At 58.5% G+C, this 11503-nt stretch carries 11 protein-coding genes; 8 read left to right on the forward strand and 3 right to left on the reverse strand.

Annotated features, from left to right (window positions below; genetic code table 11):
* Nucleotides 1-113: 113 nt before the first annotated feature.
* Both pdxT and pdxS read right to left on the reverse strand, forming a co-directional pair.
* Nucleotides 114-701, reverse strand: coding sequence for a pyridoxal 5'-phosphate synthase glutaminase subunit PdxT (gene pdxT / locus DWW12_RS04660; protein WP_117855215.1), 588 nt, complete (start codon nucleotides 699-701; stop codon nucleotides 114-116).
* Nucleotides 702-721: 20 nt separating this feature from the next.
* Nucleotides 722-1612, reverse strand: coding sequence for a pyridoxal 5'-phosphate synthase lyase subunit PdxS (gene pdxS / locus DWW12_RS04665; RefSeq protein WP_022094325.1), 891 nt, complete (start codon nucleotides 1610-1612; stop codon nucleotides 722-724).
* Between the two features lie 145 nt (nucleotides 1613-1757).
* Here pdxS and DWW12_RS04670 point away from each other — a divergent pair, with 145 nt between their 5' ends.
* Together DWW12_RS04670 and DWW12_RS04675 are read left to right on the forward strand one after the other, a co-directional pair.
* Nucleotides 1758-3197, forward strand: a complete 1440-nt coding sequence (locus tag DWW12_RS04670) for a PLP-dependent aminotransferase family protein (protein ID WP_117855216.1) — start codon at nucleotides 1758-1760, stop codon at nucleotides 3195-3197.
* Between the two features lie 537 nt (nucleotides 3198-3734).
* Complete coding sequence (locus DWW12_RS04675; protein ID WP_147345463.1) at nucleotides 3735-4616, forward strand: hypothetical protein; 882 nt, start codon at nucleotides 3735-3737, stop codon at nucleotides 4614-4616.
* Between the two features lie 241 nt (nucleotides 4617-4857).
* Here DWW12_RS04675 and DWW12_RS04680 read toward each other — a convergent pair whose 3' ends face one another.
* Entirely contained in the window at nucleotides 4858-5421 is a 564-nt protein-coding gene (locus DWW12_RS04680) for a ferritin family protein (protein ID WP_070097113.1), read from the reverse strand.
* Between the two features lie 253 nt (nucleotides 5422-5674).
* On the opposite strand from DWW12_RS04680, the gene DWW12_RS04685 reads away from it, so the two are divergent.
* From DWW12_RS04685 to DWW12_RS04705, 6 genes are all read left to right on the forward strand, one after another.
* A complete protein-coding gene (locus DWW12_RS04685) occupies nucleotides 5675-6895 on the forward strand; it encodes an iron-containing alcohol dehydrogenase (RefSeq protein ID WP_117855220.1) in 1221 nt (406 codons plus the stop codon).
* Between the two features lie 8 nt (nucleotides 6896-6903).
* Nucleotides 6904-8283, forward strand: coding sequence for an aldehyde dehydrogenase (locus tag DWW12_RS04690; protein WP_117855221.1), 1380 nt, complete (start codon nucleotides 6904-6906; stop codon nucleotides 8281-8283).
* A 123-nt stretch (nucleotides 8284-8406) separates the two neighbouring features.
* A complete protein-coding gene (locus DWW12_RS04695) occupies nucleotides 8407-8733 on the forward strand; it encodes an HIRAN domain-containing protein (protein WP_035137041.1) in 327 nt (108 codons plus the stop codon).
* Between the two features lie 18 nt (nucleotides 8734-8751).
* The gene (locus tag DWW12_RS09830; protein WP_158564388.1) at nucleotides 8752-8928 is read left to right on the forward strand and encodes a hypothetical protein; all 177 of its coding nucleotides are present in this window, start codon (nucleotides 8752-8754) and stop codon (nucleotides 8926-8928) included.
* Nucleotides 8929-8979: 51 nt separating this feature from the next.
* Entirely contained in the window at nucleotides 8980-9540 is a 561-nt protein-coding gene (locus DWW12_RS04700; protein WP_117855223.1) for a metallophosphoesterase, read from the forward strand.
* 150 nt (nucleotides 9541-9690) lie between these two features.
* A complete protein-coding gene (locus tag DWW12_RS04705) occupies nucleotides 9691-11448 on the forward strand; it encodes a DUF2130 domain-containing protein (RefSeq protein ID WP_117855225.1) in 1758 nt (585 codons plus the stop codon).
* The last annotated feature ends 55 nt before the right edge of the window (nucleotides 11449-11503 follow it).

Below are 11503 nucleotides of genomic sequence, written 5' to 3' on the forward strand. Positions count from 1 at the left end.
ATAGGATGAGAGTGGATAATCTCCCGGTTTGAGCCTGCATTCACGCTCAAAGTGGGAGATTATCCACTCTCATTTGCTGTATGTCCGAAAATCCACGCTCGTTTAAATTCTGCCTACATTTGCAGGAACAGTTCGTGGAGGTGGGTGTCTTCGTCGAGCTCGGGGTGGAAGGTGACGCCGAGCTGGTTGCCTTGGCGGGCGGCGACGATGCGACCGTCGACTTCGGCTAGGGCCTCAGTGTCGCCGTGCACTTCGACGATGCGGGGCGCGCGGATAAACGTCAGCGGCACTTTACCGTCGATGCCGTCTACCTGTCCCTTGGTGCGAAAACTGCCGAGCTGTCTGCCATAGGCATTGCGCTCAACGAGCACATCCATGGTTGCCAAACGCGGCGTGCCCTTATCGTCATGAGCGGCAAGGTCGTGAGCCAGCAGAATCAGGCCGGCGCAGGTACCCAGGACGGGCATGCCTTCAGCGGTACGGGCACGAAGCTCCTCGAGCATGCCAAGCTCGGCAAGCAGCTTCCCTTGAACGGTAGACTCGCCGCCGGGAAGTACCAAACGGTCAAAGTTCTGCTTCAAATCAGCCGCCTGCCTCAGCTCAATACAACGTGCGCCCAGCTCGGATAGCCTCGCCTCGTGCTCGGCAAAAGCGCCTTGGACCGCCAGCACGGCGACCGTCTGGTCTGCGTAATCGCTCATGTGCGATCCTTTCTGCCGGACTAGCGTCCGCGCTCCTCCATGATGATCTCGATCTCGTCAGCGTTGATGCCTACCATAGCCTCGCCCAGGTCCTCCGAAAGCTCAGCGATGAGTTTGGCGTCGGTGAAGTTGGCCACGGCCTTAACGATGGCGGCTGCGCGCTTGGCGGGGTCGCCGCTCTTAAAGATGCCCGAGCCGACAAAAACGCCCTCGGCGCCCAGCTGCATCATCAGCGCGGCATCGGCGGGGGTCGCTACGCCGCCGGCAGCAAAGTTCACGACAGGGAGCTTGCCCGTGGCATGGACCTCGCGCACCAGCTCGACCGGAACCTGCAGCTGCTTGGCTGCCTCAAAGAGCTCGTCGTCGCGCAAGGCGACAACGTCGCGGATCTGCTTTTGGATCTTGCGCATGTGTCGCACGGCCTGAACGACGTCGCCCGTGCCCGGCTCGCCCTTGGTGCGGATCATCGTGGCGCCCTCGGCTACGCGGCGCAGCGCCTCGCCCAGGTCGCGGGCACCGCAGACAAACGGGACGTCAAACTGGGTCTTGTCGATGTGGTAGACATCGTCGGCGGGGGAGAGAACCTCGGACTCGTCGATGTAGTCGATTTCGATGGCCTGAAGGACCTGCGCCTCGACGATGTGGCCGATGCGGCACTTGGCCATGACGGGGATGGAGACGGCCTCTTGAATGCCCTTGATCATCTTGGGGTCACTCATGCGCGAGACGCCGCCTGCGGCACGGATGTCGGCCGGGATGCGCTCGAGTGCCATGACGGCGCAGGCGCCTGCCTCCTCGGCGATACGTGCCTGCTCGGGCGTGGTGACGTCCATGATGACGCCGCCCTTGAGCATCTGCGCGAGCTCGCGGTTGAGTTTGACGCGATCGGCCTTGCTGGTCTGTTCTGCCATGGTTGCTCCCTTGGTTGGCATGTGCATTGCTTGACGGAACATCCTATCGGGGGGCTGGGTATGGCGAAATACTCAGTTTTCGAGATAATAGCAAGGTCAGACTAATGCCAGATTGAATGACTCGATAAGGTCAGGTGACAAACTCATGCTTGACTATAATTTGGAAAACCGCGGCGAAGCATCGCTCTATGAGTATGTTTACCAGCAAATTCGAGATGATATTGTAGCTGGACGTATTGCGGCGGGGGAGCATCTTCCGTCTAAGCGCGCCTTTGCCAGTCATCTGGGAATTAGTGTCATTACAATCGAAAATGCATATAGCCAGTTGCTTGCCGAGGGTTATATTTGCTCAAAGCCGCGCCGTGGTTACTACGCGTGCGAGCTTCCCGATGCACCGGTTTTGTCTTTGGCCGCGGGGGATATCGACCGAGATGCTGTCTCTGTTGGCCCCAGCGCGCATGATTCCGACGGACAGACTGAGCAGTTCGAGGCTCTTTCTCCTTCCGCTTTGGAGGCGGCGCGGCTTTGGCAAAGCGCGCTACGGGCGACACTGACGTCCGAAGACGAACGTGAAATCTTTTCGCCCGCGCCGGCGCAGGGCACCGTTCGGCTACGACGCGCAATTGCTCACCATCTGCGCGGGACAAGGGGCATGAATGTCGACCCCGACAACATCGTTATCGGTGCGGGCGCCCAGTTGCTCGATACCATGTTGGTTCAGCTGCTTGGCGCGGACAAGGTGTATGCCGTTGAGGATCCGGGGTATTTGCGTTTGACGCGCATCTATCAGGCCATGGGTTGCGAAGTGCGGTATATCCCGTTGGACGGTGAGGGCGTGGACTTGAGCGCTCTGCAGAAAACCGGGGCGGATGTCCTTCACCTGATGCCGTCCCATCAGTATCCGACCGGCCTTGTGACGAGCATTGCGCGTCGCTATGCCCTGCTGGGCTGGGCCGCCGAGCGGCCGGACCGGTATCTCATCGAAGATGACTTTGATTGCGAGTTTCGCCTTGCCGGTAAGCCGATTCCCGCGCTCGCGTCGATTGATGCCGCCCAATCGGTCATCTACACCAACACGTTTTCAAAAAGTCTGTCGTCGGCCCTGCGTTTGGCGTATATGGTCCTGCCCGATGAGCTGATGGAACGGTTTAGGCGCAACCTTGGCTTTTACGCCTCGTCGGTGAGTTCTGTTGACCAGGTCGCTTTGGCTCGTTTGCTGGAATCGGGCGATTACGAGCGACATGTGAACCGCGTACGCGTTCGTGCTCGCGAGGCGCGTGATGGCCTGGCGACGCTTGTACGGAAGGCATTTCCGGCGGGGGAGGTTTCGATCGAGCACGCAGACGCTGGCCTTTACTGCGTCGTAGCCGCAGGGCGTGACACGGATGAAAACTCTATTACGCATGCCCTCACGCGTTCGAATATTCCTTTTACCGATATCGGTGACTGTTTTTGGTGCGCCAATGGCGTATCTGTCCCAGAAAAATCAACTCGAATTCTTGTCCAGTATGACGACCTGAGTCCAAAAGAGCTAAAAACCCTGGATTCGCAGTTGACGGGAACGCCCTGCAACCTAAGTGAGTAGACTTTTGGCGCCTTGGCGACCAGACCGTTTTGAAGCAATCCATCTACCTGCGATTTTGTAAAGCAGTATGGGCGGTCTGCTCGGCGGGTCCTAAATAGTCTACTCACTTGCTGTGCAAGGCTTCCGCATGAGCGAAAAATGAGTTTTCAACAGCGCTCCGTCCAGCTTTTGGCAAGCTTTTGGCCAGTTGGGGAGGGCTGTTGAAAACTAAGTAGTCCGTTCGGCGCCCTTTTCGGCGCGTTCGCGCCAATGCGTGAGCGCCCGGGTTGAAATTCGTGTTTTCCTGTGCCTATGAAGGATCTACTTTGTGACATATCGGCTTTTAAGTACTGGCGCTTGCCCCCTCAGGCCCGCGCTCTGTGTCCGCCGCTCCCGCGACCGGAAGAAGACCGGCGGCGATGCGAGCTCGCCCGTAACCCGACGGCTACGGTTGTGCTCGGCTTTCCGCTGTATACATTGGTTCGGACGAGAGGCAAGCGGACTTGCCCTGTCAGCATTAGGCAGCGGCTGTTCCTAGGCGAGTTCCCCAGGGAATCCGTGCTGGAAACGGAACATGGGTTTTTGGTTACGTCTCCTCTGCTGACGGCATTCATCATGTCGCGGCATCTGACGGATCTCCAGCTTGTTTTGGTGTTGGCGGAGATGTGCGGCTTGTTTACGGTTTGTGCCTTGCCAGCAGCACTCGAGGCAGAGCTTTCGCGTGCAATTGAGTCGGGCGCGATTCCGGCAACCTTGGGTTGGGCGCGCTGTCCGTCCGAGGACGGCGCCGCCTCAAATTTATGGCGGCGCGACGCTTTGGTTTTGGGCGAAGACCTTGACCGTTTTTGCTCAGATGTTTGTGGGATGCGTTACGGCAAGCGATTTGTCGCGGTATCTCATCTCGTTCCACTGGGTGCCGCATCGCCTTTTGAGGTTGAGACGTATTTGTTGCTTGGGTTGCCACGATCCCTGGGAGGCGAAGGTTTTTGCGGCATAGAGCTCAATGTCGAAGTGGCGCTAAGCGCAAGTGCTCGGGCGATTGTAGGCAAGTCCCGCGTATACATTGACCTACTTCTGTCTTCGCCGGACGGAGAGCGACAGGTGGCCATTGAATGCCAAGGAAAGGGCTCACACGGGCGAGCCGGGGATGGCTTGCGCGACGCCGACCGCATGACGGCGCTTCAGGCCATGGGCTACGATGTATTTCTCCTGACACACGGACAGATATCCGATGAGGATAGATTCCACGCGATTGTTAAGGCCGTGTGCAGGTTGCTCGATGTTGAATATCGCGATAAAAGCTTGGAGGAGCAAGGGGCCGAGGCATTACTTCGGTCTGAGCTATTCGTTGACTGGTCAAAACTGGGAGAAATCGACAAAAAGATGCCCGTTAGACACAAAAAGGCCCGATCATGGACGGTTGCAAATCTAAGTGAGTAGACTTTTAGCGTGATGGCGACCAGATTATTTTGCGGCAAGCTGTCTACCTGCGGTTTTATAAAGCAATACGGATGGTCTGCTCGACAAGTTCCCAAAAGGCTACTCACTTAGTTTTTGACGCGAAGCCGATGCCGAAGGTGGTCCTTTTTTGGGACGTTAACTGGTTCGCTAGACACGAAAAAGGCCCGGATCTTGCGGTCCGGGCCTTATCGAGCTAGAGATTGTCTCTCAGGCGGTTGGCTTAACCAAAGTAGCGCTTGAGCAGACCGGCGAAAGCCTTGCCGTGGCGAGCCTCGTCGCGAGCCATCTCGTGCACGGTGTCGTGGATGGCATCGAGGCCAGCGGCCTTGGCGCGCTTGGCAAGATCGGTCTTGCCGGCGGTGGCGCCATTCTCGGCCTCAACGCGCATCTCGAGGTTCTTCTTGGTGGAGTCGGTCACGACCTCGCCCAGGAGCTCAGCGAACTTGGCGGCATGCTCGGCCTCCTCGTGCGCAGCCTTCTCCCAGTACAGGCCGATCTCGGGATAGCCCTCGCGATGAGCGACGCGAGCCATGGCCAGGTACATACCGACCTCGGAGCACTCGCCCTCAAAGTTGGCGCGCAGGTCGGCAACGATATCCTCGGAGACGCCCTCCATCTTGGCTACGCCCACAACGTGCTCGGCAGCCCACTCGAGCTGACCCTCCTCCTGCTTCAGGAAGCGAGAGCCGGGAACGCCGCACTGGGGGCACTTGAAATCCTCGGGCAGCTGGTCGCCGTCGAACTCTTCCACATAACCGCAAACGGGGCAAACAAACTTCATAATTCGATCCTTTCGATCGATGGCGATGGCGCGCTCGTCCGGTCCCGTAAGGGCCCTCTCCGGACGTGCGTCTTGACGAGTTCTATTATCCATAAATGCAACCGAATGTGAAGCCTATTAGGAATGATTTTTAATAAAAAATTTTAGGCATGTGAAGATGTTGATTGATTAACGATTGCCAGGCCGCTCGAGACCTCCGATGAGTACAATCGGTCGAGCAAATGTTAACCAATCAACAAATGAGGGAGTTTCCTTTATGCATCTAGCCCGTCGTGCCTGGTGCCGAGCATATCAAACGGTTTTTCGCATCGCGTTGCCGGTGCTGCCCTATACCGAGCCACGCATTCTGGAGCATGCCGAGGATGTGCCCGAAGTGCTTCAAAAGCGCTCGATACAGCGGGTTCTTATCGTGACGGATCCCGGTATTGCCCGTCTGGGGCTCACGGCACCGCTCGAGACGGCGCTCGCATCCAGGGGGATTGGCGTTTCGGTCTATGCCGAAACGCGTGCAAACCCCACGGTCTCAAACGTGGAGGAAGCGGCGTCCCTGTACCGAGAGAGCGCCTGCCGGGCCATTATCGGCTTTGGCGGAGGATCAGCCATGGACTGCGCCAAGGGCGTGGGCGCACGCATTGCGCAGCCAAACAAGCCCATCAACAAGATGCGCGGCCTGCTGCGGATTCATCGTCGCCTGCCGCTGCTTATTGCGGTTCCCACTACCGCCGGTACGGGAAGCGAAGTCACGCTCGCGGCGGTTATCACCGATGACGAGACGCGCTACAAGTACCCCATTAACGACTTTGTGCTTATTCCGCGCTTTGCGGTGCACGACCCCGAGTTTACACGTGGCCTGCCCGCCTCCATTACGGGGCAGACGGGTATGGATGCCCTGACGCATGCCGTCGAGGCCTTTATCGGCCGTAGCACCACGCCCTACACGCGCAAGATGGCGCGCCAGGCGGTGCAGCTCATCCACGACAATTTGCTCGAGGCCTATGAGCATGGCGACGACATGCGTGCGCGTCGCAATATGCTTTCGGCGGCGTATAAGGCGGGCGTTGCGTTTACCCGCTCCTATGTGGGATACGTTCACGCCATCGCGCACAGTCTGGGCGGCCGATACGGAATTCCGCACGGTTTGGCCAACGCGATTATCCTGCCGCACATGCTTCGCGCTTATGGTGACGCCGCCGCCCCCAAGCTTGCCGATCTTGCTCGCATGGCGGGCATTGCGCCGGCTACCGCGCAGGACAGTCTTGCGGCCGAGGCCTTTATCGATTGGGTCGACCGCATGAATGCCGCCTTGGGCATTCCCAAATATGTGACGGGCATTCGCCGCTCCGATATTCCGCAAATGGCGGCCCATGCCGATGCCGAGGCCAATCCGCTATACCCCGTTCCGCTTCTAATGGACCGTCTGGAGCTCGAACATATGTACGAGGTCGTTGCGGGTGGTATGTTTGAAGACGAGAATTAGGAGGGCCCATGAACACCGAGGAAATTGCGCGCATCGTCGGCGATCAGCGCGCCTACTTTAAGACGCACGCCACGTTTGACGTTAACGCTCGCCGTCGCGCGCTCGTGAGCTTGCGCGACGCAGTGCGGGCGCACGAACCCGATATTGCCCATGCGCTCAAGACCGATTTGGGAAAGTCGCATGACGAGGCCTATATGTGTGAGACCGGCACCTCGCTTTCCGAGATTCGTCATCAGATTGCGCATGTGGCTCGATGGAGTCGTCCGCGCCTGCGTCCGTGTGACCTCGCCAACGCCGTGAGTGTGTGCAAAACGCAAGCCGTGCCCTATGGCGTCACGCTCATTATGGCGCCCTGGAACTACCCGTTTTTGCTAACGCTCGAGCCGCTTGCCGGCGCCCTTGCCGCGGGCAATACCGTGGTCATCAAGCCGAGCGCCTATGCTCCGGCATCGAGCGCGGTGCTCAAGCGGATCTGTGAAGAGGCGTTTGATCCGCGTCTGGTGACGGTTGTCGAGGGCGGCCGCGCCGAAAACGAAGCGCTGCTCGACGAGTGCTGGGACAAGATCTTCTTTACCGGTAGCGTTCCGGTCGGCAAGCTCGTCATGGAGCGCGCGAGCAAAAACCTCACGCCCGTGACGCTTGAGCTGGGCGGCAAGAGCCCCTGCATCGTTGATGCGACGGCAAACTTGAAGGTCGCGGCACGGCGTATCGCCTTTGGTAAATGGCTCAACGTGGGCCAGACCTGTGTAGCGCCCGACTATCTGCTGGTCGACGTGCACGTGCACGATGAGTTGTTGGGCCTCATCAAGGAGGAGGTCCGCCGCATGTTTGGCGAGCATCCGCTCGACAACGAGGATTACGGCCACATCGTCAACGCCAAGCATTTTGCGCGCGTGCGCGGGCTGATCGATCCCGACAAGGTTGTGCTGGGAGGCACGGCGCGCGAGTCGTCGCTCAAGATTGAGCCGACGATCCTAGACGGCGTGTCCCCCGATGACGCCGTGATGCAGGAAGAAATCTTCGGTCCCATCTTGCCGGTGCTGACGTTTGAGAGCTTAGACGAGGCCGAGACGTTTATTACGGATCGTCCGACACCGCTGGCCTTATATATCTTTAGCCAGGACCGCGCAGTTCAGGAGCGCTTTGTGCGCCATGTGCCCTTTGGCGGCGGCTGCGTCAACGACACGATCATGCATCTGGCTACGAGCCATATGGGCTTTGGCGGCATGGGCGCGAGCGGTATGGGGCAGTACCATGGACGCGAGAGCTTCGATACGTTTAGCCACAAGAAGAGCATCGTGAACAAGGCAACGTGGCTGGACGTGCCATTCCGCTATGCTCCGTATGAAAGCTGGAGGCACAAGTTCGTGCGCATGTTTGTGCATTAAAATCAGATGGTGTAGCGACAAACGGTCGAAAAGGCGCGGGTGGGGCGAATTTGTGTCCGCACGGACCCGTAGACTTCTCAATAAGGTTAAACGCCGGTTTATCCGGCCGTTAGGGGAGTTGCTATGTACGAGCCTTCACGTGTTCTTCTGTCGTTTCACATCGCAGGATTTCAATATGCCGACGGCGCTTTGGTCCTAGGCGATCTTAAAGCGGGCGATAAACTGACGCTGTGTGCCGAGCGCGATAATCCTCATGACCCCGAGGCAGTTGCGATCTACTATGGCAAGACCAAACTTGGCTACGTTCCAGGAAACGAGGTCGGCCCACTGTCCTTGATGATGTATTACGGCCACGAGGACGTATTTGAGGCCCGTGTGCAACAGGTTGCCCCCGAGCGCAGCCCGTGGCATCAGGTGCGCGTTGGGCTCTATGTGGTGGATGCTCGCTAGTCGGCAATGGAGGCTGCCATGTTTGACGACGACCTGTTCGATTTGACGGACGATCCGTTTGAGTGGGATATGCTGCTCGATGACGATGAGCTGGAGCAGGATCGCAAAAAGCAAAAGGATAAGAACACCCAGGATAAAGGTTCGAATAAAAAGGACAAGCGCTGCCGAGGTCTGTTCGGCGGGCTCTTTGGGTAACTGTCGCATCGCTGCGTCTGTATACTAGGCACGTGTTAGACGCGTTGCGAAATGAGGACAGAGACGATGATGTGGTTTACCGCCGACCTGCACCTGGGCGATACGAATATCTTGCACGATATGGATCGGCCGTTTGATTCGGTCGAGGAGATGAACCGCAAGGTCATCGATGCCATCAATGAGTGCGTGGCGGCGGACGACCGTCTCTATATCTTGGGAGACTTTACCTATCGTTTGCCCCTGGCGGAGGCGGTGCGCCTGCGCGAGCGCATCGAATGCCAGAATGTGACGCTCATCCGTGGCAACCATGACGGTGATTGGGAAGATCCCGACGTACCGCAGATTTGGGATGAGGTATGCGATTACCTGGAGATGGCTCCCGGCTATGCCAAGGGCCATCGTCTAGTTATGAGCCATTACCCCATGCTCAGCTGGAATGGCAAGGCGCGCGGCGCCATCATGCTGCACGGGCATATCCACAGCAGGGGAGACCGCACCAACGCGCGCAACCGCGATCGCGAGCGCCCTATCTTTCGCTATGATGTCGGTCTCGATGCCAACGATTACAAGCCCGTAAGCCGTGATCAAATCCTTGACTTCTTTGGGCTGTAATTCTCGAACCACCACACAAACCACCGCAAAGGGGACAGGCACCTTTATGGTGGTTCTGGCGCCGCTGCCATTATGGCAGCGGCGCCTTTTTTGTCCGTGCGGCGCGGTAGAGTGTAGGCGGTTGAAATTTGCGTCCATCGAGGAGCTGCCATGAACGAGATCAAGTGCCCGCATTGCGGTGAAGTTTTTAAGGTCGATGCGTCCGGTTATGCGGATATCGTCAAGCAGGTGCGCGACGCCGAGTTCTCGCGCGACCTGGACGAGCGCGTGAAGGCTGTTCAGCGCGAGGGCGAGCAGGCGCTGGAGCTTGAGCGCTCGCGCTCGACGGCTGCTTTGCAAAAGGCGGAGTCTCAGCGCGACGCTCAGCTTGTCGAGCAGAAGAACGCTGCAGCCCAGCAGCTGGCGCAAGAACTCGCCAAGCGCGATGCGGAGCTTGCCGAGCTGCACGCCAAACTCGAGGGCGCTGCCGCGGAGCGCGAGAGCGCAAGCCAGCGCGCGGCGGTTGAGGCCCGTGCCGACGCTCAAAAGGAGAACGCCGAGCTCCAGCGCGAAATCGACAACTTGCGTGCGCAGCTGGGGCGCAAGGATGACGAAGCCAAGCTTGCCGAGTCGGCGGCGCGCAATGCTGCTCAAAACGATGTAGCTGCACGAGATGCCCAGATTGCCGAGTTGCAGGCCAAGCTTGCCGCGGCGGACAAGGCCCAGGAGATGGCGCTTGCCGCTGCCGCGGCCGAGTCTCAGCGTGAGCTCGATGCCGCTCGCAGCGAGGCCGAACGCACACTCACAGACTACCGCGCGAAGGTGCAGGAGAAGCTTTCCGCCGCAAAGGCTCGGTCTGAGCAGGAGGCCGAGGGCCTGCGTGCCCAGCTGCGCGAGCAGGAACTGATGGCAAAAATGAACCTGTCAGAGGCGGTCGCCGCGGCGGAGCGAGAGCACGATGAGGCGCGTGCCAAACTGACGAGCGAGCTGGCGGTGCGCGATTCTCGTGAGGAGCAAGCCAAGGCGGCACACGAGCTCGAGCTTGCGCAGGCCAAGCGCGCGAGCGATGACCTGATTCGCTACAAGGATGAAGAGATTGAGCGCCTTAAGGACATGAAGGTCCGCCTGTCCACCAAGATGGTGGGCGAGTCGCTCGAGCAGCACTGCGAGACTGAGTTCAACCGTCTGCGCATGACGGCGTTTCCCAACGCGTACTTCGAGAAAGATAATGATGCGTCCGAGGGTACCAAGGGCGACTTTATCTTCCGCGAGTGTGACGAGAGCGGCAACGAGATCATTTCGATCATGTTCGAGATGAAAAACGAGAACGACGAGACCGCGACCAAACACAAGAACGAGGATTTCTTTAAGAAACTCGATCACGATCGCCGCCAGAAAGGCTGCGAGTATGCGGTGCTCTGCACCCTGCTGGAGCCCGAGAGTGACCTCTATAACGCGGGTATCGTCGACGTGAGTTACCGCTATGAGAAGATGTACGTGATCCGCCCGCAGTTCTTCATCCCCATGATTACGCTCCTTCGCAACGCCGCTATGGGTTCGCTTCGCTATAAGCAGGAACTGGCGGAGTACAAACAGCAGAATATCGATGTCACGAACTTCGAAGCCAAGATGGAGAAGTTCAAGGATGGCTTCTCGCGCAACTACAACCTGGCGAGCAAGCAATTCGAGTCGGCAATCAAGGAGATCGATGCCGCCATTAAGCAGCTCGAGAAGACCAAGGACGACTTGCGCCGCAGCACCGAGAACCTACGCTTGGCCCACAACAAGGCCGATGAGCTTACCATTCGCAAGCTCACATGGGGCAACAAGACCATGAAGGCAGCGTTTGACGAGGCGCGCGAGGCTGCGCCAGAGACAAACGAGGAGCCAGCCGAGGCGGATTCGTATGAGGTCGAGGATGCCGAGTAAGGCATAGCGGATAGTGAAAAAGCGGGGCTGCTGGCGATGTTGCCAACAGCCCCGC

Origin of the sequence: Collinsella sp. AF14-35 (assembly GCF_003464565.1) — a bacterium.
Lineage (GTDB): Bacteria > Actinomycetota > Coriobacteriia > Coriobacteriales > Coriobacteriaceae > Collinsella.

Coding starts and splice junctions, on each gene's coding strand:
- DWW12_RS04700 (WP_117855223.1), top strand. CDS start 8,980: ATGAGGACAGAGACGATGATGTGGTTTACCGCCGACCTGCACCTGGGC.
- pdxS (WP_022094325.1), bottom strand. CDS start 1,612: ATGGCAGAACAGACCAGCAAGGCCGATCGCGTCAAACTCAACCGCGAG.
- DWW12_RS04705 (WP_117855225.1), top strand. CDS start 9,691: ATGAACGAGATCAAGTGCCCGCATTGCGGTGAAGTTTTTAAGGTCGAT.
- DWW12_RS04685 (WP_117855220.1), top strand. CDS start 5,675: ATGCATCTAGCCCGTCGTGCCTGGTGCCGAGCATATCAAACGGTTTTT.
- DWW12_RS04670 (WP_117855216.1), top strand. CDS start 1,758: ATGCTTGACTATAATTTGGAAAACCGCGGCGAAGCATCGCTCTATGAG.
- DWW12_RS04695 (WP_035137041.1), top strand. CDS start 8,407: ATGTACGAGCCTTCACGTGTTCTTCTGTCGTTTCACATCGCAGGATTT.
- pdxT (WP_117855215.1), bottom strand. CDS start 701: ATGAGCGATTACGCAGACCAGACGGTCGCCGTGCTGGCGGTCCAAGGC.
- DWW12_RS09830 (WP_158564388.1), top strand. CDS start 8,752: ATGTTTGACGACGACCTGTTCGATTTGACGGACGATCCGTTTGAGTGG.
- DWW12_RS04690 (WP_117855221.1), top strand. CDS start 6,904: ATGAACACCGAGGAAATTGCGCGCATCGTCGGCGATCAGCGCGCCTAC.